The sequence below is a fragment of the Aestuariivita boseongensis genome, from assembly GCF_001262635.1.
Lineage (GTDB): Bacteria > Pseudomonadota > Alphaproteobacteria > Rhodobacterales > Rhodobacteraceae > Aestuariivita > Aestuariivita boseongensis.
This window is the reverse complement of record NZ_JXYH01000017.1, coordinates 1-24,087: the sequence shown is the minus strand read 5'-3', so window position 1 is coordinate 24,087 and position 24,087 is coordinate 1. Positions and strand designations below refer to the sequence as shown.

Below are 24,087 nucleotides of genomic sequence, written 5' to 3'. Positions count from 1 at the left end.
GTCGCCCATCCGGCGACCCTTTTTCATTTCTGCGTCACGAAAAGCGCAGAACGCCATCTTCCATCTTCCCGTGCCGGATCGACATCATATCGGCCACGTAATTCTCGTAATTCATCCAGGGCCGCGTGTCGGATGTCTTGGGCAACATGTCGCGCGCGCGTTCCAGGTATCCCGATTGCAGGCTGACCAAGGGGCGGTCCCCATCCGCAGGCCCTTCCAGAACGGGGGTGACCACCTCCTGCCCTTTCGCAGCGGCCCGGTTGATCATCCGGCAGACGAAATCGGCCGTCAGATCAGCCTTCAGCGTCCATGAGGCGTTGGAGTATCCGAAGATCACCACGAAATTCGGCACATTGGACAGCATCATCCCGCGATAGACCATGTGTTCCGTGGGATGGATCGGTTCCCCATCCAGCGACACCTCGGCCCCACCCAGAAACTGGATGCGCAGCCCGGTGGCGGGCACAACGATATCGGCGTCGATACTGGTCCCGTTTTGGGTGACGATCCCGTTTTCGGTAAAATGGTCGATGTGATCCGTCACGACAGTGGCGCGCCCCGATGAAATCGCCTCGTAAAAATCGCCATCGGGGATCAGGCACAAGCGCTGGTCCCATGGGTCGTAGGACGGGTTGAAATGGGTATCCACGTCGAAACCGTCCGGCAGCGCGTCGACCGCCATCTTGCGCAGAAAGGCCCGCATGCCCTGCGGCTTTTTCTTGGCGGTGCGCCAGATATACATACTGAGAAGGATATTCTTGACCCGCGCCAGCTTCCACGCCGCGCGCCAGGGCAGCAGCCGGTTCACCCATTTGGCAAAAGCGTCCTCTCCGGGCCGCGACAGGATATAGGTGGGCGAGCGTTGGATCATCGTCACATGCGCGGCTTTTTCGGCCATCGTCGGCACGATCGTCACTGCCGTTGCACCCGATCCGATCACGGCAACGCGCTTGCCGGCATAATCCAGATCCTCGGGCCAGCTTTGCGGAAGGGCAATCTGACCCTGATACCGGTCATAGCCGTCCCATTCGGGCAGATACCCACCCTCGTAATTGTAATAGCCGGTGCAGGACGACACAAATTTCGCCTTGATCTCGTAAGGTGCGCCGTCAGCGGGTTCCACTGTCGCAATCCACCGCTTCCTGGCGGATGACCAGTTCAGGCGGGTGATGCGGCTTTGCAGGCGGATGTGATCGCGCAGCCCGTATTCATCAATCGTGTCGTTCAGGTATTGCAGGATATCCGGCCCCGGCGCGATATCCCTGGCCGATTTCCAGGGCCGGAACCGATAGCCGAAGGTGAACATGTCACTGTCAGACCGGATGCCGGGATAGCGGAACAAATCCCACGTCCCGCCGATACTGCCGCGCGCCTCGATCACGGCAAAGCTTTTGTCCTTGCAGGTCCGCAGCATATGGCAGGCCTGTCCGATCCCGCTTAGACCTGCGCCGATGATCAGAAGATCGACCTTATCCTGCGCCATATCCGCCCCCTGCTGCCGCATCCTTGACCAGACACAGGGTCGATACTCGCCACTCAGACCGCCCTGTCAACGGAGCGCTTGAAACCAAGTCCCAAAACCGGGACAGTTCCCCAACTTAACGGGAGGAGCCCATGTCCACTGTCACGATCATCCTGCTGGTTATCGTTCTTCTGATCCTGCTGGTGACCATCATAACGCAGTTTATTGGCGCATCAGCCGCCGCGCAAAGCCCAAGGCGGGGCAAGATGACAAAGGTGACAGGCGGGAAGATCCATTGGCTGGACGAAGGCAGCGGACCGCCAGTGGTGATGATCCACGGGCTGGGCGGCAATATGCACAACTTCACCTATGCCCTGAACAGTGAACTGACCGACGATTTCCGCGTGATCACCATTGATCGCCCCGGTTGCGGCTGGTCGGAACGCGACGGGATCGAGCAGGCCACGCTTCCCGAACAGGCGCGCATGATCGCAGAATTCATCCAGGCCGAAGATCTGGGAAAACCCCTTGTCATGGGCCATTCGCTGGGCGGCGCCATTGCCGAAACGCTGGCGCTGAACCATCCCGATCAGGTGGGCGCGCTGGCGCTGATCTGCCCGGCCACCGATGATGTCAAACAGGTGCCCGATGCGTTCAAGGGCATCGACATCCCCAAACCCTGGCTGATCCCTGTTATCGGCCACACGCTGTCTGGCGCGTTGGGCATTCTGATGGAAAAGAAAGTCCTGACGCAGGTGTTCGCCCCCGAACCGATGCTCCCAGATTTCGTCGAACGCGGCGGCGGTATCCTTGCCCGGCGCCCCGGCAATTTCATCGCCAACGCGCAGGATCTGACCCAAAGCCGCAACAGCGTTCAGCAGGTTCTGGGCCGCGAGGGCGAGTTGAAGCTGCCCATCGGCGTGCTTTTTGGCGGGGCAGACAACATCCTTGACCCGGTCACACATGGCAAGGCCTTTGCCGAAAAAACCGGCGGCACCTTTGCCGAATTGGACGGCCGCGGCCACATGATCCCGCTGACAGCCCCGAAGGAATGCGCGGATTTCATTCGGGACGTGGCCAAGAAAATGAAAAAGCCCCGATCGAAAAAAGGCTAAAGGACCCGATAGGGAAACACTGTGTTTCGCCCTGACTTGGACATTTTTTCGCCTTGATTGGCGAAATCCGGCTATGACTGCTTCCTGTCATTCTACGACTCTCCAACGGGAGGGTCGGCATATTGTTTGAATAGTGAGCACGCCATGCCTGATTATGCAAAAGTCTTCACATATGAAGTTGATGGGCTGACCTATACCGTATCCCTTTACGAAGAGGGCGGTGAGATCAAAGCCGATGTGACCGTTCTGGAAGGCTCGATGGACCTCAATGCCGTCTATTGGGGCGATGACGATTTCTCGGGGCGCAGCGAAAATCTGGGCGGGCCGCTGAACATGAACGGCTCAAGCCTTGATGGCGAAAAGGTCCAGTGGGACGGCGCAACCGAAGTCAGTGATCCGGGCCTTGGCCCTGACGGGGAAGACAAGGACAGCTTCCTGACCGAAGGTGAAACATTCACCGTGACCCTGGACGCCGACAGCCTGGACGACATCGACGTGGTCGGTGTGCGCGCCACATCAACCTCAACCGAAGACGGATCGATCAAGGGCGTCAGCGACGATCCCGAAGACCCGGAAGACCCCGAAGATCCGCTTTATGAAAAAGTCTTCTTCGGGGAAGAGCTGGGCGAGAATGGCGAGCCCCTGAGCGGTGCGTTCATCCTGGGCGAAGTACCTGCCGAAAACCCCTTTAACGTTCCTGTTCTGCCGGAAGAGCTTGAACCGACCTTCGACAATTATGTCGCCTATTATCAGGAAATCGGCGGGGATATCACCAATGTCCAGTCCGTGATCTTCTATGAAACCAACGCGGATGGAAACCCAGAAGAGCTGTTCCGCCTCGACGCGCCGGAAGGCGGCTTTGCCGATGCGGACGCGCTTTTGATGACCTATGACGATTACCTTGACGCGCAGGGCGATGCCCTGTCCGGCGCGGATCTGATGGCCGCGCTCAGCCTCGGCCCGATCGAGGATGATCCGGCGCTCGACATGCAGCTGGATGACGAGATGGATGACGAGGTCGAACTAATCTGACCCCATCGCACCAGACCATTCACAAAGGCCCCGGATAACCGCCGGGGCCTTTTGTTTTCGTCACGCCCCCTTCCGGGTCTTGAACTTGTTCACGAAATCCTCAAGGGTCACCGCAACTGGAACGGAGCGGATCATGGACCTGCGCGCCATCGCGATGGGATTGGCTTTTGCCCTGATGTGGTCCTCGGCCTTCACGTCGGCGCGCATCATCGTCGCCGATGCCTCGCCGCTTTATGCACTGGCACTGCGCTTCCTCATTTCCGGATTGCTGGGCGTCGCGATTGCCGCATGGATGGGCCAAAGCTGGAAGCTGACCCGGCAGCAATGGTACGCGACGATCCTGTTCGGCATTTGCCAGAACGCGCTTTACCTGGGCCTGAACTTCGTCGCGATGCAGACGGTCGAAGCCGGGTTGGCGGCCATCATCGCCTCCACCATGCCGCTGATCGTGGCGCTGGCCACATGGCTGATCTTCAAGGAAAAACTGGGCGCGCTGGGCATCGCGGGCCTGTTCGCGGGCTTTGCTGGCGTCGCGCTGATCATGGGCGCGCGCATCACCACCGGGGTGGATCTGTTCGGCGTCATGCTGTGTGGGATCGGCGTTCTGGCGCTTGCCTTCGCCACGCTTGCCCTGCGTGGGGCCATGTCGGGCGGCAATTTCCTGATGGTGGTGGGCCTGCAAATGCTGGTTGGCGCGGCCGCGCTGGCCGTTGTGGCCCTTCTGTTTGAAACACCGCGTTTCAACCCGTCATGGCCGCTTTTCTGGGCGTTTGCCTATACCACTCTTGTTCCCGGTCTGGCCGCAACGCTGGTTTGGTTCCTGCTGGTCAACCGTATCGGTGCCATCCGCGCGGCAACCTTCCACTTCCTCAACCCCTTCTTCGGTGTGGCCATAGCCGCCCTGCTGCTGGGCGAGGCGCTGGGCCCGCGCGATATCATCGGTGTTGCCATCATCACCGCAGGCATTCTGGCCGTGCAACTGGCACGGCAAACGCCAAAGGCCTCCTGACCGCCAAAAAGGCTGGACGCTCCGAAAAACGCGGCCATTATATTTGCCAGCGAACGGAGGCATCACATGCAACGGCGACACTTCCTGTCACTTGGAACGGCGGCCTGTCTGCTGCCCACAGGTGCAAGGGCGGCCTATCAGGCAACAGAATACGAATGGGGCATGCGCGCCGACCTGCGCGACAGCGGCAAGACGATTATCTATAACTTCCGCACCAGTTGGTCGCTGACTTGCCAGATCAAGGAAGACCTTCTGGCCGAACTGAAATCGGAAAACCCTGCCTATCGGTCGCTGGTCTTCATCGACGTCGATTACGACACTTACGGCCCGTCGCAATGGGTCGAACGGATGAACGTCCGACGCCGCTCGACCCTGGTCGCGATGAAAGCGGGGGATGAAATCGCCCGCGTCGAAAATGAACCCGACAAGGTGCGGCTGAAACGACTGCTTGACGCAGCTCTGGCCGCCTAAGCGCCGATGGCCGGGGGGCAGGATCCGAAACGCTATGTGTTTCTTTTGCTGCCGGGATATTCTCTGATCGGTTTTTCCGCCGCGCTCGAGGCCCTGTCACTGGCCAATCGCCACCCGTCGGGCCGCACCCATTACAGCTGGCGTATCCTGTCGGAAGACGGTCAGCCGGTGCCGGCCTATAACGGCATCACCGTCACCGCTGACAGTGGCCTGACCGATCTGGCCCGCGATGAAACCCTGATCGTCTGCGCGGGCGAGAATGTCGGCGCCGTCAGCACGCCGCGCGTGCTGAGTTGGCTCAGGCGCGAGACCAAGCGCGGCGGGGATTACGGCGCGCTGTCCAGCGGGGCCTATACGCTGGCGTTGGCGGGGCTGATCCGGGGCAAACGCGTGACCACCCATTGGGAATACCGCAACGCGCTGTCCGAACTGCTTCCCGATGTGATCGTTCAGGACAGTATCTATGCCGTGGATGGCCGTGTTTTCACCACGGCAGGCGGGGCCGCGTCGATGGACCTGATGCTGTACCGTGTGCATGCCGATTACGGGCCCGACGTGGCCAATTGGGTGGCCGATCAGATGGTCTATACCGACCCGCGCGAGGAAAGCCACGCCCAGCGCCGGTCTCTTACCGGCAGCGGGGTGCGCAACAGCAAACTGGCGCTGATCCTGCAGATCATGGAAAACAACATCGAAGACCCCCTGACTCCCGACGAAATCGCCGAGGTCGTCGGCCTCTCCAGCCGCCAGATCGAACGGCTGTTCAACAAATACCTCAATACCTCGCCCAAGCGGTATTATCTGCAGATGCGGCTGGACAAGGCGCGCGACCTTTTGCGCCAGACCAGCCTGCCCATCACCGAAATCAGCGTGGCCTGCGGATTTCGCAGCAGTTCGCATTTTTCGAAATGCTATCGCAGCAGCTTTGGCGTTTCACCCAGCCAGGAAGGCGCGCAAAACCGCCTGGCCTGGCCCCCCACCCAGGCGCCGGGCCGGGTGCAATAACCCCAGAAGTCACGGAAAATTCGAAACGATTGCTTGGCAAAACGCTTGGTTTCGCCACATTCCCCACCCGTTTTCGGCGCGCTTGGCAGGCGATTTCAAAGGCATCTGTCACCTTCAAAGGAGTTGTCAAAGATGCATCTGAAAGCAGCCGCCCTGTCGATCCTTATCGCTGCATCCGCCAGCACGGCCCAGGCCAGCATGGGCGAGGCGATCATCAACCTGTTCGACCGGGGCAACGATATCTCGTCCACCTTCGGACCGGCCTCTGCCATGAAAAACCCCAAAGGATCGTACCGCCCGCCCGAGACCTTTCAGGGCCAGTGGTACACCGCGCCCAACGGCTGTTCCTATTCGCGCGCGCAGGCACCGGGGTACCCGCCCACGTGGCACCTGATCCTGAACCCCCATCACATCGGCGGAAAACCTGCGCATGCGGGATGCGCAGCGATGCTGTAACAGGCTCTAATTAAGCAGTTTCTCGATCTCTCGCGTGATCGCAGGCGCCTGGGGCTTCACCGCTGACCCCCAGGCGCTGACGACTTCGCCATCGGGGTTCAGCAAAACCTTGTTGAAGTTCCACTTGGGCTCAAACCCGGTCGTTTCGCGCACCGCCTTGTAAAACGGATGGGCCTTTGCGCCACGCACATGGGTGATATCGGTCATCGGCAGATCAAGGTTGAAGTTGATCTCGCAGAACTCCTTCACCTCTTCCGCGCTCGACAGTTCCTGATTGAAATCGTCCGACGGCACCGCCAGCACAACCAGCCCCTGATCGCGGTACCGGTCATAAAGCGCCTGCAGCCCGTCATATTGATAGGTGAACCCGCATTGCGACGCGGTGTTAACCACCAGCACCGGTTGCCCGCGCCACTCCTCCACGCTGAGTGTCCCGCCATCAATCGACGGAAACGTCCCGGTCAGCCCCTTGGCCAGACCTGCCTGCGCCACCAGCGCCAATACGATTGCCGCGAAAATACGTAACATTCTGCGTCTCCCTCTCTTACAGATATATACGCAATAAGACCCTGACCAGATCACCTCACCTCTGCGTCAGGGGGCCTTCCCTTTCGCGCGGAATACGCCATCTTATGCGGCAAGAGCCCAAAGAGAGGTGGCCCATGACTAAATACACCAAGAACCCCGACGTGATCGCGACCCTCTCGCCCGAGGAATATTACGTCACGCAAGAAAGCGGCACGGAACGCGCCGGCACTGGCGAGCTTTTGCACAACAAAGAACCGGGGATCTATGTCGACATCGTGTCGGGTGAACCGCTGTTCGCCTCGGCCGACAAGTATGAATCCGGTTGCGGCTGGCCCAGCTTTACCAAGCCGATCGAACCGGCTCATATCACCGAACTGGAAGACCGCACCTTCGGCATGATCCGCACCGAGGTGCGGTCCACCCATGGCGACAGCCATCTGGGCCATGTCTTTCCCGACGGCCCCCGCGACCGCGGCGGGCTTCGCTATTGCATCAACTCCGCCTCGCTTCGCTTTGTCCATCGCGACGACATGGAAGCCGAAGGATACGGAGACTACCTGGATCAAGTGGAGGATATCGCATGACCACCGAACGCGCAGTCTTGGCAGGGGGATGTTTCTGGGGAATGCAGGAACTGATCCGCAAGCTTCCCGGCGTCACATCCACCCGCGTGGGATATACCGGCGGCGATGTACCCAACGCCACCTATCGCAACCACGGCACCCATGCCGAAGGGATCGAGATCATCTTCGACCCTGAAGTGATGAGCTATCGCCGGTTGCTGGAGTTTTTCTTCCAGATCCACGACCCGACCACCGTGAACCGGCAGGGCAATGACATCGGCCTCAGCTATCGGTCGGCGATCTATTACGTGGACGAGGCGCAGAAAGAGACCGCATTAGACACGATTGCAGACGTGAACGCATCGGGTCTCTGGCCCGGCAAGGTGGTGACCGAACTGGAACCCGTCGGCGATTTCTGGGAAGCCGAGCCCGAGCATCAGGATTATCTGCAGCGTATCCCGCACGGCTATACCTGCCACTTCATCCGCCCCGATTGGGTTTTGCCCAAACGCGACGCGGCTGAATAAGGTAAATCATCGGCAGTTTCACCTGCCGATGACCTTTTTTTTAACCGTCGTATACAGGCGCGTTGGATGAGCCTTTGACAAGATTAATACCATGAATGGCATCGACCTTGTTGACATATCCTTCCGCCGAATCTGCAACGATTTGGTGATTTGCGGCTTTCAGTGACCAACGCCACATCAAAGCTGCATCTTTGTAGAGCTTGAAATACATATCAATATCTCCTGCTGCGCGGAAAGCTTCCACGTGCTCTAGATTTTGCAGCAGAGAGCTTGACCATCACACCAATCGCATGCGATTCTTAGATGTGTTTAGCAACACGGCCGTGCTCTCTAGCTACGGTTGGGCACCCAGGGGATTCCCTGGGTGCTGTCATTTTATCCACAGGGCATCGATGAGTCGAATCCTTTGTATGGGATTGCACAATAGGCTGTGGAACGTCCCCTCATGTAGACGAAATGTGGTACCGGAAATATCAGAGTAAGACCAACGTTCCTAGCCGACCGCAACCCTCGGCCGCCCCGTGGCTTCGACCGTCAGTTCGGCCTGCACAAACACCTCCCGCGCCTCTGCCTGCGCGGTCCTGATGTCGCGGGTCAGACGGATCTCGATATCCTCAGCTCCTGCGGCACGCGCCTCACCTTCCGCGATATCGCGCAAATGCGTCTCAAGCCGGGTCAGCGCCGCGTCCGCGTCCCCGAAGTCTTCCGGTACGTCCAGATGCACCCGGTACCGTCCCTCGGATGGTGAGGTCACCGTACCCGCCCTGCGCACCGTCACACGGCCCACAACGGCACCTACGGCATTCGCTACGCCGGCGTGCTCGGGCAGGATCATCTCGGATCCCAGCCTTTCTCCCACGGCGGGGTAATAGGTGGGGGCCGACGCGCCCAATCCCACAACCGGTACATTCAGCGCCGCATCCAGCGCCAGAAGGCCCCGGTGATGGGCCAATCCACGTTGCATCAGAACATGCTGCGCCAAGGCCTCCGGAGCCGGGCCAAACGTATCCGATTCTTCGGAAAAAGCAGTCTCTAACAAGGCCAAAGCGGTCTGTTCCTGCAACTGCGCCACGATCATCCGGGCCAGCGGTTCCGCGCCATCGGCCAACCGCTCCCCGGTACCCACACGCTTGCGCGCCATCAGATCCAGCGCCATGCGCGCGGCCTCGGTATCCCAGGCATCGACCAGACCCAGCACATGGCTCGCATCGGACGGCGTCACGCCTGCAACCTGCACCACGCCCCGCCCCACCAGCCGGGTCAGCGCGCCATGATCCATCCGTGTGCGCAATACATCCTGCAGTGCCGACACCCCGTCACCGATCCGCGCGACCAGGGCGGCATCCCGCTCCCCCAGCCCGGCCTGAGACACACCGCGCACCAGCCGCACAAACCGCGCGTCCAGTTCACCGGGTGTGGTGCTGCGCAATTGCCGCTCCATCACGCCGCGCACCAGATCCGGCGCATCCATCGCGATCAGACACACCGGCACCACCCGGCGCGGGCCCAACCGCACACCGCCTGCCAGCCCTTCGGTTTCCACATGCACCTGACTGTCCCCACCCAGGCCCGTGGTGCGCATGGCAACAGCCTCCACCATGGTGCGAAATCCGCCCACCCGCGCGCCATCGGGATCAATCGCAGGCCGGCCATTGCGCAAAACCGCCACATCGGTGGTCGTCCCGCCTATGTCCGACACCAGCCCGTCCTGCACTCCGGTCAACCAGCGCGCCCCGACAATCGATGCGGCAGGCCCAGACAGGATCGTTTCGATCGGCCGTTGCCGCGCCTGTTCCGCCGACATGAGTGCGCCATCTCCGCGCACCACCATCAGCCGCGCGCCGATCCCCTGCGCGTGGAGGCTGTCCCCCGCCCGCGCGATCAGCCGGTCGATCATGCCGATCAGCCGCGCGTTCAGCACCGCCGTCACTGCCCGTTTCGGCCCGTTCAACCGCGCCGAGAGCTGGTGCGAGCAGGTCACCGGAGCCCCCGTGACCTGATGAATAAGCTCTGCCGCCCGCAGCTCATGCGCCGGGTTGCGCGTGGCGAACTGTGCAGCCACGGCCCACCCCGAAACCGCGCCCTTATATGTCTCTAAAAAGGCCAGAAGCGCTGTTTCATCCAAGGCCCGCGCCTGCGCGCCGCTGTGATCATGGCCACCTGACAACACGCAAACCGGATCGCCTTTCAGCGCCTCGGCCACCCCGTGTTTTTCAAGATCCGCCTCCCGGAAACCAATGAAGATCAGGCCGACGCGCTCCCCCTGGCCTTCGACCAGCGCATTGGTGGCCAAAGTGGTCGACAGCGCCGCCATCCCGATATCCGTACCCGCAACGCCCGATGTCTCAAGTACCGCCCGCACAGCCGCACCGATCCCTTCGGCCAGGTCATGCCGCGTCGTCAGCGCCTTGGCGCTGGCCAGAACCTGCGTTTCATCCCGGATCAGAACCGCATCAGTATATGTGCCGCCCGTATCGACACCCAAAAGCACGGCCATCGGCGGCCTCCCCTTAACTTGCCTGTCGTGATGTAAGGCAAAGACGCGTCACGTCGCGCCTGTTTGCGTCAAACGGCGCACCGCCCAGCGCGCGGCATCCGCCACAGTGGCATCCGGATCGTTGCAAAGCCCCTGTGCCGCACCAACCAAAGCCGGATCCCCGGAGTTTCCGATAGCGTAAAGCACATTGCGCACAAACCGGTCCCGCCCGATCCGCTTGATGGGCGATCCGGAAAACATCGCGCGAAATCCAGCGTCATCCAATTGCGCTAGGTCCGCCAATCGGGGCGCCTCCAGCTCCTGTCGCGCGGCATAGCGCATATCGCTTGCCTCAACAGCGAACTTATTCCAGGGGCAGACGGCCAGGCAATCGTCACAGCCATAGATCCGATTGCCCATCAGCGCGCGCAGCTCCTCCTCCACTGGCCCGTGATGTTCGATCGTCAGATAGGAAATGCACCGCCGCGCGTCCAATCGGTAAGGCGCAGGGAAAGCATCGGTGGGGCACACATCCAGACAAGCCCGGCAGGATCCGCAATGATCCACCTCCGCCGCATCCGGCTCCAGCTCCAATGTCGTAAAAACAGACCCTAAAAAGGCCCAATTGCCCCAATCCCGGCTGACCAGATTGGTATGCTTGCCCTGCCACCCCAGCCCCGCGGCCTGCCCCAAAGCTTTCTCCGGTACGGGTGCAGTGTCGACAAAGACCTTGATCTCGCCCCCCGCCTGATCGATCAGCCAGCGCCCCAAACGCTTGAGCCGCTTTTTCACCAGATCATGGTAATCCCGGTTCTGCGCATAGACCGAAATCACCCCCCGGTCGCGCCAGGCCAGCCGCGCCATCGGGTCGCAATCAGGCGTATAGCTTTCCGCCAGCATCAGCACAGACCGTGCCTCGGGCCACAGCGCTGACGGATCGCCACGCCACTCCACGCGGCGCTCCATCCAGCCCATCTGCCCGTGATACCCGGCTTCCAGAAAGGCGCGCAGCCGCCCCGGCACCTCCGGCACCGCATCGGGCCTGCAGATGCGCGCCATCACGAACCCCTCCTCAAGGGCGCGCCCGATCAGAGCCTCTTTCAACCCGTCCATGCTTCTTTCTGGCGGAAAATACCCCGGGGGGTTTGGGGGGTTGGCCCCCCAATATCAGAAATCCAAATCGGCATAATGCGCAGGCGGCGGAAAGCCCGAGACCTGATCAGCCAAAATTGACCGGAACGCAGGCCGCGACTTGATCTTGGCGTACCAGTCCTTGACCACGGGCGCCCGGTTCCAATCCACGTCCGAGATATAATCCAACGACGACAAATGCGCCGCAGCCGCGAAATCGGCCAGGGTCATCACATCGCCCGCCAGCCACCGGCGGTGATCCAGAAGCCAGGCCATGTAATCCAGGTGAAACTTGATCGCCTTCGCGCCCGCTTTCACATTGGTGCTGTCGGGATAGCCTTGCTTGGTGACCTTCTTGTTCACCCGTTCATAAAGCAGCTTCGACGTCACCTCGGCATGGAACTTGTCGTCAAACCAGGTCACCAGCCGCCGCACCTCAAGCCGTCCGTCTGGGTCTTTCGGCATCAAGGCAGGCTCGGGCCGCGTCTCTTCGATGTATTCGCAGATCGGGGTGCTTTCCGACATCATCTTGCCGTCCAGTTTCAGCACCGGAACCTTGCCCGCAGGGTTGCGGCGCAGGAAATCGGGGTCTTTTTCCCAATACCGCTCCTCGACCAGTTCCACCTCGATCTTCTTTTCCGCAAGGCTCAGCCGCACCTTGCGGCAGAACGGAGACAGGGGAACGTGAAACAACCGGGCCATGGGCAATATCATCTGCGAAAGGGACCCCTCCTAATTGCCCCGCCGCGCGGCAATGTTCAATCCTCGAAACACGCGGCGCGTCCATCTGCGCGAATGGTGGCCACACCGTCACGGATCGCGGCAGCCCTTTGCCGCACAAAAGGCGACGGGTTCGAAGCCGACCGCGACTTGGGCGCGGGCAGTACCGCTGCCAGCCGCGCCGCCTGCACATCGCTCAACGCCTCCGGCCCGACGCCAAAGTAATGGCGCGCCGCCGCCTCCACACCGAAAACACCCTCGTCGAACTCCGCCACGTTCAGATACACCTCGATGATCCGCCGCTTGGACCAAATCGCCTCGACCGCAGGTGTGATGGCCGCTTCCAACGCCTTGCGGATCCACGACCGCCCCTGCCAAAGATAGACATTCTTGACCACCTGCTGGCTGATCGTCGATCCGCCCCGGCCCGATCCATCCTCCAGCGCGGCGCGAATGGCGGCCACATCAAACCCCCAATGCAGGCAGAAATTCGCATCTTCGGCCGCGACGACGGATTGCGCCATCACCGGTGCAATCGCGTCTAACGGCACCCATTCGTGATCCACCTGCCCCAGGCGGCGCCCTTCAGACCAGATCGTGTGCGTTGTGGGCGGGTTGATCACAGAAAACAGCAGGACCAAAGCCAAAACCAGCAGGATAAACACAGTGGTCGCGCGCAGCAGGATAAACCCCGCCCAGCGCCAAAGCCCGCGCCTGCCACGCTCGGGCCGCGCGGGTTTTTTTCGCGCCGGTTTCCGCTTTGTCGCGGTTTTCGAAGGTTTTTTCTTGCCCGCAGGTTTTGCCATGCACCAGCTATAGGTTCCCCGGACACCTCTGAAAACCCGCAGCATGGATTGACATCACACAATTCGCGGCAAGTCACCGATGGTAAAATGCGTCCATCCACAAAAGGAGGCCGGAATGCAAACGAACGAAGTTCCGCATTATGACAACAGCGACAATCCCACAGGATGCTGTGCCCGTTTTAACCCCGAAGGTTGGGACGGGGCCGAGTTGCATTTTCAGGACAAGCGCGTCCTGCGTGCGACCACCCGCAGCGCCATGCATGTCCCTCTGAATATGGGTAAGGTCTTTAACCGGGTGCACCAACATATCGAAGGTTCCGGCGGATATGACATGGACGACATTCTTGTTCTGAGCCGCGATCTAAGCGCATGGAAGGCCGAACACCTCTTTGCCGTCCCGCGCGACATTCCCGATGAAGAGATGACGACGATATCGGGCGATTTCATAACCAAGGTGTTCGAGGGCCCCTATAAGGAAGCGCCAGCCTGGGAGGAAAAGATGAAAGAGCTTGTTCGCGCCCGGGGACAGGAACCAACAGACATCTACTTCTTTTACACAACCTGTCCGAAATGCGCGAAAACCTATGGCAAGAACTATGTCGTCGGTTTTGCCAGAATCGTGGAGGCATAAATGAACGCCAATCAGAAGAAACAGATCACCCAAATCATAACCGAAACCGATGATATGACCATCGCGACCGTCCGGCCCGATGGTTTCCCGCAAGCGACGACGGTCAGCTATGTCAGTGACGGAATGACCATTTATTTCGGCACGTCCGACGACTCGCAGAAGGCCAAAAATATCGCCGCCAACAACAAGATTTCACTAACGATCAATCGCCCCTATGACAGCTGGGATTCGATTTGTGGCATTTCGATGGGCGGGTTTGCACATCGTGTGAGCGATCCCGACGAATTAACACGTGTCGGTCAGCTGATGCTCGAAAAGTTTCCCCAGATCGCCGAGCTGGAAGGATTGATGCCGGGCGAAGCGGCTCTTTTTCGTATCGAACCGGTGGCGATATCGCTGCTCGACTATACCAAGGGCTTTGGTCATACCGAAAACGTAACGCCCTGACGAAAAATAAAAATCCGGCCCTGGGGTCTCACCAAGGCCGGATTTTTTTGCGTTAGCTATGCATCATTCTGCTGGCACGGCCTTTTCTTCGATGCCAAGGGGCGCAGGCAGGTGCACCAGCATCTCTTTCGGGCAGACCTGCAGGAAGTTTGCTTTCTCGATATCCCAATGCTGCAAGATATCGGCGGCCTTCCGGCTTAGCGTCTCTTGCGCATGGCGTTCGATCAGGCCTTTCAGCTGGTTTTCCCAGTGATCCACCGTGACCGGGCAGGTCACCAGCGTTTCCATGTTCATCAGCATCTCGGCCTTGCCGTCCGGATCGTATAGATACGCCATCCCCCCTGTCATCCCGGCACCAAAGTTGGCCCCGATATCGCCAAGGATCACGGCAACGCCGCCAGTCATGTATTCACAGCCGTTCGATCCGCAGCCTTCGACCACCACCTTCGCGCCTGAATTCCGCACGGCAAACCGTTCGCCGGCCCGGCCTGCCGCAAACAGATAGCCGTCCGTCGCGCCATAAAGCACGGTGTTGCCGATGATCGTGTTGTCATCTGCCTTCAGCGGGGATGCCATCGGCGGACGCACCGTGATGATGCCCCCCGACAGGCCCTTGCCGACATAGTCGTTGGCATCGCCGGAAACTTCCAGCTTCAGACCCGGCGCCGCGAAAGCACCCAAAGACTGGCCGGCCGATCCCTGCAGCTTCACCGTCAGGTGATCGGGCTGCAGCGCGTTGCGCATCCCGAAATTCTGCACGATGTGGCTGGATGTGCGCGTGCCCACAGTCCGGTGCGTATTCTGCACCGCATAAGACAGCTGCATCTTCTCACCATCCTCAAGGAAGCGATGCGCGTCGCGCACGATCTCGGCGTCCAGAGTGTGGGGCACCTTGTTGCGCTTCTTGCCACGGTCATAGACGATGTCTTTGGCCCCATCGACCGTGATCAGCATCGGGTTCAGGTCCAGATCGTCCAGATGCGCGGACCCGCGCGACACCTGCGCCAACAGATCCGCCCGTCCGATCACGTCATCCAGCGACCGCGCCCCGATGGAGGCGAGGATTTCCCGCACTTCCTGCGCATAGAAGGTGATCAGGTTTACCACCTTGTCTGCCGTACCGGTGAACTTGGCGCGCAGGCTTTCGTCCTGGGTACACACGCCCACAGGGCAGGTGTTCGACTGGCACTGACGCACCATGATGCAACCCATTGCGATCAGCGCGGCGGTTCCGATGCCATATTCCTCGGCCCCCATCATTGCGGCCATGACGATGTCGCGGCCGGTGCGCAGGCCGCCATCGGTCCGCAGGGTCACGCGGTCACGCAGGTTGTTCATCGCCAGAACCTGATGCGCCTCGGTCAGGCCCATCTCCCATGGGAGGCCCGCATATTTGATCGACGTCGCAGGCGAGGCACCCGTGCCCCCGTTATGGCCGGAAATCAGGATAATATCCGCCTTGGCCTTGGCCACGCCGGCCGCAATCGTGCCAACACCGCTTGAGGCCACCAGCTTCACCGTCACCTTACAGCGCGGGTTGATCTGTTTCAGGTCATAGATCAGCTGTGCCAGATCCTCGATCGAATAGATATCGTGGTGCGGCGGCGGGCTGATCAGCGTCACCCCCTTGGTCGAGTGACGCAGCCGCGCGATCAGGTCGGTGACCTTCATGCCGGGCAACTGACCGCCCTCACCGGGCTTGGCGCCCTGGGCGACCTTGATCTCAAGCTCTTCACAATGGTTCAGGTATTCGGCGGTCACACCGAACCGGCCCGACGCCACCTGCTTGATCTTCGCCGACGGGTTGTCGCCATTGGGCTCGGGCACGAAATGCGCCGGATCTTCCCCGCCTTCGCCGGAATCCGATTTCGCGCCAATCCGGTTCATCGCCACGTTGAGCGTCTTGTGCGCCTCGGGGCTCAGCGCGCCCAGCGACATGCCCGGCGTGACAAACCGTTTGCGGATTGCGGTGATGCTTTCCACCTCTTCCAAAGGCACGGGCTTGCCCAGCGGCTTGATATCCAAAAGGTCACGCAGATGGATCGGCGGGTTCGATCGCATCTTGGCCGAATACTGCTTCCACAGCTCGTACGAGGCCTTGTTGCACGCCATCTGCATCATATGCATCGACGTGGCTTCCCAGGCATGCGTTTCACCCGATTTCCGCGCTTTGTAGAAACCGCCGATGGGCAGCACGTCCAGTCCGCTGGTCCAGCCCTTGGCGTGGATTTCCTCGGCCTTGCGCTGGATGCCCATGATCCCGATGCCGGAAATCCGGCTGGTCATGCCGGGGAAATACTCTGCCACCATCGCGCGGCTCAGACCCACGGCCTCGAAATTCAGGCCTCCGCGATAGGACGAGACAACCGAAATCCCCATCTTCGCCATGATCTTCAAAAGACCCTGGTCAATCGCCTCGCGATAGCGCGCGACCGCCTCGGTCAGGGACATGTCTAGCAGGCCCCGTTCGATCCGATCCGCCAGCGAATCCTCGGCCAGATAAGCGTTCACCACGGTCGCACCACAGCCGATCAGAACGGCAAAGTAATGCGGATCGATACATTCCGCCGACCGCACGTTCAGCGAACAGAAGGTCCGCAGACCCTTGCGCGTCAGATGGCTGTGCACCGCCGATGTCGCCAGGATCATCGGCATCGCCACCTTGTCGGGCCCCGAATGCTGATCGGTCAGCAGGATATGCCCGGCACCCGACCGCACTGCGTCTTCAGCTTCCGACCGGATGCGCTGCAGCTCATCACGCAGCGCGCCTTCGCCCGGCTTGAAGGTACAGTCGATTTCCACCAGCGGTGCGTTGAACGCCTCGACCAGCTTGTCCCACTGCGCGTTGCCCACAAAGGGGCTGTCAACCACGATGATCTCGGTCTGCGAGCTGTCCTCGTCCAGCACGTTCTTCAGGTTGCCGAACCGTGTTTTCAGACTCATCACGCGGTATTCGCGCAAACTGTCGATCGGCGGGTTCGTCACCTGGCTGAAGTTCTGCCGGAAGAAATGGCTCAGCGGGCGATACATCTTCGACAGCACCGCCGACGGCGTGTCATCGCCCATCGAGGCCAACGTTTCCTTCGCATCCTCTGCCATCGGCGCCAGGATCTGCTCAAGCTCTTCGATGGTGTATCCGGCTGCGATCTGCCGCTTGCGCAGTTCCGCGCCCGAGAAGATCGGCTTTTCATCGACGCTGGACAGTTCTTCGTCCATCTCGTTGATCTTCTCGACCCACTCGCCAAAGGGCTGCGCGGCGGCCAGCTTGTCCTTGATCTCCACATCGTGGAACAGGTTCCCTTGCTCCATGTCCACGGCAATCATCTGCCCCGGACCCAGCGCGCCTTTTTCCCGCACCACGGCCTCGTTCACGGGCACCATCCCGGCCTCGGACCCGGCGATCAGCAGCCCGTCACCGGTCACGACATAGCGCATGGGCCGCAACCCGTTCCGGTCCAGACCAGCACAGACCCACCGCCCATCGGTCATCGCCAATGCGGCGGGGCCGTCCCACGGCTCCATCACCGAGTTGCAATAGGAATACATGTCCCGCCAGGCCTGCGGCAGTTCCACCGCCTGTTTCGACCACGATTCCGGCACCAGCATCGTCTTGGCCATGGGCGCATTCCGGCCCGCGCGCACCAGCACCTCGAACACCGCATCCAGAGCCGCCGAATCCGACGCACCGCCGGGGATGATCGGCTTGATGTCGTCCGCCATGTCGCCAAAGGTGCCCGATGCCATGCGGATCTCATGGCTTTTCATCCAGTTGACGTTGCCCTTCAGCGTGTTGATCTCACCGTTATGCGCAAGCATCCGGAAGGGCTGCGCCAGCCACCATTGCGGGAAGGTGTTGGTCGAATAGCGCTGGTGATAGATCGCAAAGGCGCTCTCGAACCGCTCGTCCATCAGGTCGGGGTAAAATTCGCCCACCTGTTCGGCCAGCATCATGCCTTTATAGATGATCGACCGGCACGACAGCGACGCGATGTAAAGGCCCGCAACACCCGCTGCAGCCGCAGCCTTTTCGATGCGGCGACGGATCACGTAAAGCTCGCGCTCGAACTCCTCCTCGCCGATGTCTTTCGAGTTTGAAATCAGGATCTGTTCGATCTCGGGACGGGTCGCGTTGGCCTTGTCGCCCAGCACGTCGACATTCACCGGCACATGCCGCCAGCCATAGATGTAATGACCCATGCGCAGCACTTCGGTTTCCACGATGGTCCGGCAGGTTTCCTGCGCCCCGAAATTCGTGCGCGGCAGAAACACCTGACCCACGGCGATCAGACGATCCTTCTTGGGCTTGTGGCCCGTGCGTTCGATCTGGTCATAGAAGAAATTGACCGGGATCTGCACGTGAATGCCCGCGCCGTCACCGGTCTTGCCGTCGGCATCCACCGCACCCCGGTGCCAGACCGCCTTCAGCGCCTGAATGCCGTTTTCTACCACCTTGCGGCTTTTCTTTCCGTCGATGGACACAACAAGGCCCACACCGCAGGAAGAATGCTCTTCCGCCTCGGAATACATCCCGTTTTCAGCCATCCATTTGCGCTTGGCTTCCTCGGCAGCGGCCCAGCTTGCGTCAAACTTCGTCATTGGCTTTCTCCTTCATCCGAGGGGGCAAACAGCGCGATTGTCTCGTCCGCTGTCAGGCGTGTGTGATCGCCGGTCAGGGCATAGCCCTGCGGTTTCCGGTCGATGAAAAATTCCATACTCAGTGTCTGACCTGCTGCATCGGGAAAAAGGCCAGCCGCCAGATTGATCTCGTTGGCTTCGGGAATCTCGTACCAAAGGGTGCTGCCACATGTTTCGCAGAAGCACCGCGCCGCCCATTCCGAGGATACGAATCTCTTTACCGGGCCGGTCGCCTGAACCGATCCCTGTTCAGCCTGAATGGACATAAACATTGACCCTGTATGCCGGCGACACATGTCGCAATGACAGGCCCGCAGATGGGGCAGGCCCAGCCGGGCCGAAACCTGAACCGCGCCGCACAGGCACTGGCCAGTGATCTGATTGCCGTCCGCTTGGGTCACTTCGTTAATCGTCCGTTGTTCGTTTAGGGCAGCCTGGCTGACTTATGCGTCTGCCGGGTCACCCGGTCCGTATGTGTTCTAGGTGCGCGCGCTGTGCACAGGTTGTGCACATATGTCGTACACCTGTTTTTCGCTCACTCCGCCGCGATGGCTGTGGTCACACCCAGGTCCGTCAGGATCGCGTCGGCACAGTCACGCCCGTCGCGAATGGCCCACACAACCAGCGACGCACCGCGCACGATATCACCCACGGCATACACGCCGGGCAGCGCGGTCTTGCCGGTGGTGAATTCGGCCTTGATGGTGCCCCAGCGGGTCACGGTCAGCTCAGGCTCGCCAAACATCTGCGGCAGGTCTTCGGGTTCGAAGCCCAGCGCCTTGATCACCAGATCGGCTTCTTCCACGTATTCCGATCCTTCGATCAGCTCAGGCGCCTGACGGCCCGTGGCATCCGGCGCGCCCAGGCGCATTTTCTGTACCTTCACACCGGTCACTTTGGCAGCACCCTCGGCAGCATCGCTCAGCTCGGTCACAAAGCCACTCGGCGCGCTCAGCCATTCAAAGATCACGCCCTCTTCCTCGGCATTGGCGACCTCGCGCTGCGACCCCGGCATATTCGCCCGGTCGCGACGATAGAGGCACTTCACGCTTTCCGCGCCCTGACGGATCGCCGTGCGCACACAGTCCATCGCGGTATCCCCACCACCGATGACAACCACGCGCTTACCTTCAGCGTTCAGGCGGCCGCCGTCGAATTCCGGCACCGCGTCGCCAAAGCTTTTGCGGTTGCTGGCGGTCAGGTATTCGATCGCCTTTTCCACGCCATCGGCATCTGCGCCATGCAGGTCCAGATCCCGTGATTTATAGACCCCGGTGGCGATGATCACCGCATCATGCTCGGCCCGGATCGTGGCGAACACGTCGGCGTCCACGTCGCAGTTCAACTCAAACACGACGCCGCCCTGCTCCAACTGCTCCATCCGGCGCATGACAACGTCTTTTTCCAGTTTGAAACCGGGAATGCCATAGGTCATCAACCCGCCGCCCCGGTCATAGCGGTCATAGACGGTGACCTGCACGCCGGCCCGGCGCAGCACATCGGCGGCCGCGAGACCGCCAGGGCCCGCACCAATAATGCCGACGCTTTCGGTCCGTTCCCGGGCGGGTGCCGCAGGCAGCACCCAGCCTTCTTCCCAGGCGGTGTCGGTGATGTATTTTTCCACCGACCCGATGGTGACGGTGCCGTGGCCGGATTGTTCGATCACGCAATTGCCTTCGCACAGACGATCCTGCGGGCAGATGCGGCCACAGATCTCGGGGAAGGTGTTGGTGGCCTGGCTGATTTCATAGGCCTCCTTCAGACGGCCTTCGGCGGTCAGGCGCAGCCAGTCGGGAATGTTGTTATGCAGCGGGCAATGCGACTGGCAATAGGGCACGCCGCATTGGCTGCAGCGCGCGGCCTGTTCCTTGGCCTTGGCGTCTGCGTACTCTGCATAAATCTCGTGGAAATCCTCTTTGCGCGAAGACGCGTCCCGCTTCTCAGGCATATCCCGCTCAACCGTCACGAATTTCAGCATAGGTTGCTTGGCCACGAGCCCACTCCCAATCCAAAGAAAATCCACGCCCAACGCGCGTCGCCGCTGTTTAGAGGAAGTCTGCGCAATATAAAAGTCAATTGTACTGACCTAAATTACGATTTTCGGCCAAATCCAGCTACTGCTTATGCTGCAATGCAGTAAATTTAGGTATCACTCCGGACCTAAATACTGTCTTTCCTTTCGAAACCGGGCACTTATACCGGGAGCACCCTCTCACTGTTCCGGCGATTCGACACGTTCATGCCCCTGTTTCAGTTGATCCTTATCGCCGTCATACAGGGCGTGACCGAATTTCTGCCGGTCTCTTCCTCGGGTCACCTGATTCTTTTACCCAACCTTACCGGGCTTGAAGATCAGGGCGTCGTGATCGACGTCGCAGTGCATGTGGGCACGCTTTTGGCGGTGATCCTGTTCTTCTGGGCAGATGTCAAAGTGGCCCTTGCCGGCACCGCCCGCCTGCTGCGTGGCAAGGTCGACACCCCCGGCGCGTTCCTGGCCCTGTGCCTTGCGATTGCGACCGTGCCAGTGGTTCTTCTGGGCCTCTTGCTTCACCTGACCGGGCTGAACGATGCGCTGCGATCCACTGCCGTCATCGGGTGGACGATGCTGATTTTCGGCATCTACCTCTACTGGGCCGACCAGACCGGCAAACAGGAGCGCACCGCCAACCGCTGGAGCATCAAGCACGCCGCCATCATGGGCCTCTGGCAGGCCGTGGCGCTGATCCCCGGCACATCGCGGTCAGGCATTACGATCAGCGCGGCGCGGCAGCTGGGCTATGCCCGCCATGACTCGGCAAAACTGGCAATGCTGATGTCGATCCCGACAATCCTGGCATCGGGCGTAGTGCTGGGGGCGGATGTCGCGATCCATGCCGATATGGCCGCCGCGCGCGACGGGGCTATCGCCGCCGCGTTCGCCTTTGTCGCGGCCCTGCTTGCCTTGGGGATCATGATGCGCCTGCTGCGCACGGTCAGCTTCACGCCTTACGTGATCTACCGCGTGGTGCTGGGGCTGATCCTGCTGGTCGTCGCCTACAGCTGATCAGGCCCGCAGGTTCTTGGCGCTTTCCTTGATCGCGTCATACTGCCCCGAAGGACGGAACCGCCACAGATATTCCGGCAGAACCGCTTCCAGCGCCGTGGGATGAATACCCAGGTCGGCAAAGCCTCTGGCGCCCGGCGACACCACGTTGTCCTTGGCCAGGTTACGCACCTGATCCAGAGTGATCTGCGCAGGGATCAGACCCAGAGAGATCTTGTTCACCACGTCAAATACACCGCCCATGATGCGCGCGATCCAGAAGGGGATGTTCACCACCATCCGGCGGCGGCGAATAACCTGCAGCATCTCTTTCATCAATTCGCGGAAGGTGTTCACATCAGGCCCACCCAGTTCGTAAATCCCGGCCTCGGCCTGGCCCAGAACGCCCATGACGGCGGCCTGAGCCACGTCATCCACATAGACCGGCTGAAACTTCGTCTCTGCCCCGACAACCGGCAGGATCGGACCCAGCCGCGACATCGAAGCAAAACGGTTGAAGAACTGGTCCTCGGGCCCGAACACGATCGACGGGCGCAGGATCACGGCACCGGGCATATGCTCCAGAACCGCCTCTTCGCCTTCAGCCTTGGTACGCGAGTAGGCGCTTTGCGATCCCTTGTCCGCCCCGATGGCCGAAACATGAACCATCCGGGTGATTCCGTGCTGCGCGGCGATGCGGGCAATCCGGCCCGGCGCTTCGGCCTGAACCGCGTCAAAGGTGTTTTTGCCCTGCGGCGCCAGAATGCCCACGCAATTCACAACCGCATCCGCGCCCTGCATGACGGCAGCGACCGATGCATCATCCCGGATATTGCAGAAAACAGGCTCAACCTGACCAACGACGCCATAGGGTTTGACGAAAATCGCCTCGTTCGGGTTGCGAACGGCAACACGCACGCGCCAGCCTTCCTTGGCCATCCGCCGCGCAATGTAACGTCCGACAAATCCGGACCCGCCGTAAATCGTGACCAGTTTAGACATGACCAGACCCTCGTCGCCGTTCAGTTCCTGTCAGGTCTAGCGATGCAGCGCCCATGGAACAAGGCGCAAAAACGCCGCGCGCCGTGTTCTGTGCGTGCCTTTTCAAGCCATGTGAAAAAACGGCCAAGAATCCATTTGACACCCCCCGCCGCTGGGCTTAAACGCACGGCTCACGACACCTGCCCAGGTGGCGGAATTGGTAGACGCGCTAGCTTCAGGTGCTAGTGTCCGTATGGACGTGGAGGTTCGAGTCCTCTCCTGGGCACCAAGTCTCAATCAAGTTTTCGAACAAGATCAATGACTTACACGCTGTCCTGTTGCTGTAGAGGTGACACAAAGGGTAGCACACATGTCCATTGTGGTCCTCGAACTTGGAGCCTTCACGCTCTTGGCTAAGTACCTCCACCAGAAAAAACCTGGCGGTGTGTATTACTTCCGCCGTCGTATCCCTGACGATGTGCGCAGGTTGTATCCTGACAAGAAGACCGGGATGCTGATGTTCTCGCTGAAGACGAAGGACAAGAACGAAGCCGTACGCCAAGCCAATCGCCATGCCATCCAACAGGACGCGCTGTGGAAGGCGAGCCGAGCAGGAAGTCTTGAGTACAGTCCTGAGCAACTCAAGGCTGCAGAGGAATTGCTCCGCGCTAACCATCTGAAACCGGGTGACGGCAATCGCAAAGGCTTGGAAATCGCTTTGGAATTCTTCGCAGATCACCTGCATGAAACAGCGGTGATGTATGGTGCGCCTTCTGATGAATTCGAGGCGCGACAAGACCGGACACCTTGGGAAGACTACCTACCACCTGTTCATCGTGCCGCTGGAGACTTGCTGTACGGCACCAAACGGCCTGTGTTTCTGTCGGAGGCCCTTTCAGATTTTCAAAGCCGACGTCAGGAGGACCCGGCGACAACAGCTGGTAAATATCGCATTCGAGTCGTGAACCAGTTCATTGAGTGGTTTGGAGACCGGCCAATAGATCAGTACAGCCGCCAGGATGCGAATGAGTTCATCAATCGATTGCATGGCTGAGCCTCCCCAACTGAAC

General features: G+C 60.3%; 23 protein-coding genes and 1 tRNA gene. 13 read left to right on the top strand and 11 right to left on the bottom strand.

What is annotated here, in order from left to right; translation table 11 throughout:
• Positions 1-34: 34 nt before the first annotated feature.
• The gene (locus TR61_RS08860) at positions 35-1,483 is read right to left on the bottom strand and encodes a flavin-containing monooxygenase (RefSeq protein WP_050929659.1); all 1,449 of its coding nucleotides are present in this window, start codon (positions 1,481-1,483) and stop codon (positions 35-37) included.
• 131 nt (positions 1,484-1,614) lie between these two features.
• Here TR61_RS08860 and TR61_RS08855 point away from each other — a divergent pair, with 131 nt between their 5' ends.
• The 6 genes from TR61_RS08855 to TR61_RS08830 all read left to right on the top strand — a co-directional run bounded on the left by TR61_RS08855 (position 1,615) and on the right by TR61_RS08830 (position 6,550).
• A complete protein-coding gene (locus tag TR61_RS08855; protein ID WP_050929622.1) occupies positions 1,615-2,577 on the top strand; it encodes an alpha/beta fold hydrolase in 963 nt (320 codons plus the stop codon).
• A gap of 144 nt (positions 2,578-2,721) precedes the next feature.
• The gene (locus TR61_RS08850) at positions 2,722-3,609 is read left to right on the top strand and encodes a hypothetical protein (RefSeq protein ID WP_050929621.1); all 888 of its coding nucleotides are present in this window, start codon (positions 2,722-2,724) and stop codon (positions 3,607-3,609) included.
• A 133-nt stretch (positions 3,610-3,742) separates the two neighbouring features.
• Entirely contained in the window at positions 3,743-4,618 is an 876-nt protein-coding gene (locus TR61_RS08845) for a DMT family transporter (protein ID WP_050929620.1), read from the top strand.
• Positions 4,619-4,684: 66 nt separating this feature from the next.
• Positions 4,685-5,089 carry a thioredoxin family protein gene (locus TR61_RS08840; protein WP_157440868.1) on the top strand — a complete coding sequence of 135 codons (405 nt, stop codon included), beginning with the start codon at positions 4,685-4,687 and terminating at the stop codon, positions 5,087-5,089.
• A gap of 6 nt (positions 5,090-5,095) precedes the next feature.
• The gene (locus TR61_RS08835; RefSeq protein ID WP_050929618.1) at positions 5,096-6,094 is read left to right on the top strand and encodes a GlxA family transcriptional regulator; all 999 of its coding nucleotides are present in this window, start codon (positions 5,096-5,098) and stop codon (positions 6,092-6,094) included.
• A gap of 132 nt (positions 6,095-6,226) precedes the next feature.
• A complete protein-coding gene (locus tag TR61_RS08830) occupies positions 6,227-6,550 on the top strand; it encodes a hypothetical protein (protein ID WP_050929617.1) in 324 nt (107 codons plus the stop codon).
• A 6-nt stretch (positions 6,551-6,556) separates the two neighbouring features.
• On the opposite strand, the gene TR61_RS08825 is transcribed toward TR61_RS08830, so the two are convergent.
• The gene (locus TR61_RS08825; protein WP_050929616.1) at positions 6,557-7,078 is read right to left on the bottom strand and encodes a glutathione peroxidase; all 522 of its coding nucleotides are present in this window, start codon (positions 7,076-7,078) and stop codon (positions 6,557-6,559) included.
• A 134-nt stretch (positions 7,079-7,212) separates the two neighbouring features.
• Here TR61_RS08825 and msrB point away from each other — a divergent pair, with 134 nt between their 5' ends.
• Together msrB and msrA are read left to right on the top strand one after the other, a co-directional pair.
• Complete coding sequence (gene msrB / locus TR61_RS08820) at positions 7,213-7,662, top strand: peptide-methionine (R)-S-oxide reductase MsrB (protein WP_050929615.1); 450 nt, start codon at positions 7,213-7,215, stop codon at positions 7,660-7,662.
• Positions 7,659-8,168: a peptide-methionine (S)-S-oxide reductase MsrA gene (gene msrA / locus TR61_RS08815; protein WP_050929614.1), complete on the top strand. Its 510-nt coding sequence runs from the start codon at positions 7,659-7,661 to the stop codon at positions 8,166-8,168. The genes msrB and msrA overlap by 4 nt, the downstream gene beginning before the upstream one ends.
• A gap of 40 nt (positions 8,169-8,208) precedes the next feature.
• Here the strand turns inward: msrA and TR61_RS19640 are convergent, their stop codons facing one another.
• The 5 genes from TR61_RS19640 to mtgA form a co-directional block, all read right to left on the bottom strand.
• Entirely contained in the window at positions 8,209-8,412 is a 204-nt protein-coding gene (locus tag TR61_RS19640) for a YegP family protein (protein WP_245626854.1), read from the bottom strand.
• 249 nt (positions 8,413-8,661) lie between these two features.
• Entirely contained in the window at positions 8,662-10,665 is a 2,004-nt protein-coding gene (locus TR61_RS08810) for a hydantoinase/oxoprolinase N-terminal domain-containing protein (RefSeq protein WP_050929613.1), read from the bottom strand.
• 48 nt (positions 10,666-10,713) lie between these two features.
• Positions 10,714-11,757 (bottom strand): tRNA epoxyqueuosine(34) reductase QueG, encoded by a 1,044-nt coding sequence (queG, locus tag TR61_RS08805; RefSeq protein ID WP_050929612.1) that lies wholly within the window; start codon positions 11,755-11,757, stop codon positions 10,714-10,716.
• 54 nt (positions 11,758-11,811) lie between these two features.
• Entirely contained in the window at positions 11,812-12,477 is a 666-nt protein-coding gene (gene fzlA, locus TR61_RS08800; RefSeq protein WP_050929611.1) for an FtsZ-binding protein FzlA, read from the bottom strand.
• 56 nt (positions 12,478-12,533) lie between these two features.
• Positions 12,534-13,301: a monofunctional biosynthetic peptidoglycan transglycosylase gene (gene mtgA, locus TR61_RS08795; RefSeq protein WP_050929610.1), complete on the bottom strand. Its 768-nt coding sequence runs from the start codon at positions 13,299-13,301 to the stop codon at positions 12,534-12,536.
• 115 nt (positions 13,302-13,416) lie between these two features.
• On the opposite strand from mtgA, the gene TR61_RS08790 reads away from it, so the two are divergent.
• Both TR61_RS08790 and TR61_RS08785 read left to right on the top strand, forming a co-directional pair.
• A complete protein-coding gene (locus TR61_RS08790; protein WP_050929609.1) occupies positions 13,417-13,932 on the top strand; it encodes a hydrolase in 516 nt (171 codons plus the stop codon).
• Positions 13,933-14,379: a pyridoxamine 5'-phosphate oxidase family protein gene (locus TR61_RS08785; protein ID WP_050929608.1), complete on the top strand. Its 447-nt coding sequence runs from the start codon at positions 13,933-13,935 to the stop codon at positions 14,377-14,379.
• Between the two features lie 63 nt (positions 14,380-14,442).
• Here the strand turns inward: TR61_RS08785 and gltB are convergent, their stop codons facing one another.
• The 3 genes from gltB to TR61_RS08770 all read right to left on the bottom strand — a co-directional run bounded on the left by gltB (position 14,443) and on the right by TR61_RS08770 (position 21,007).
• Positions 14,443-18,975, bottom strand: coding sequence for a glutamate synthase large subunit (gltB, locus tag TR61_RS08780; RefSeq protein ID WP_050929607.1), 4,533 nt, complete (start codon positions 18,973-18,975; stop codon positions 14,443-14,445).
• Positions 18,972-19,415, bottom strand: coding sequence for a GFA family protein (locus TR61_RS08775; protein WP_050929606.1), 444 nt, complete (start codon positions 19,413-19,415; stop codon positions 18,972-18,974). Before TR61_RS08775 ends, gltB begins: the two co-directional genes overlap by 4 nt.
• Positions 19,416-19,549: 134 nt before the next feature.
• Positions 19,550-21,007 (bottom strand): NAD(P)-dependent oxidoreductase, encoded by a 1,458-nt coding sequence (locus TR61_RS08770; protein WP_172676955.1) that lies wholly within the window; start codon positions 21,005-21,007, stop codon positions 19,550-19,552.
• Positions 21,008-21,253: 246 nt separating this feature from the next.
• Between TR61_RS08770 and TR61_RS08765 the strand changes: the two genes are divergently transcribed.
• Positions 21,254-22,057, top strand: a complete 804-nt coding sequence (locus TR61_RS08765) for an undecaprenyl-diphosphate phosphatase (protein WP_050929604.1) — start codon at positions 21,254-21,256, stop codon at positions 22,055-22,057.
• On the opposite strand, the gene TR61_RS08760 is transcribed toward TR61_RS08765, so the two are convergent.
• Entirely contained in the window at positions 22,058-23,038 is a 981-nt protein-coding gene (locus TR61_RS08760; protein WP_050929603.1) for a complex I NDUFA9 subunit family protein, read from the bottom strand.
• 181 nt (positions 23,039-23,219) lie between these two features.
• Here TR61_RS08760 and TR61_RS08755 point away from each other — a divergent pair.
• Positions 23,220-23,306 (top strand) — tRNA-Leu (locus tag TR61_RS08755).
• Between the two features lie 81 nt (positions 23,307-23,387).
• Complete coding sequence (locus TR61_RS08750) at positions 23,388-24,071, top strand: DUF6538 domain-containing protein (protein WP_050929602.1); 684 nt, start codon at positions 23,388-23,390, stop codon at positions 24,069-24,071.
• The last annotated feature ends 16 nt before the right edge of the window (positions 24,072-24,087 follow it).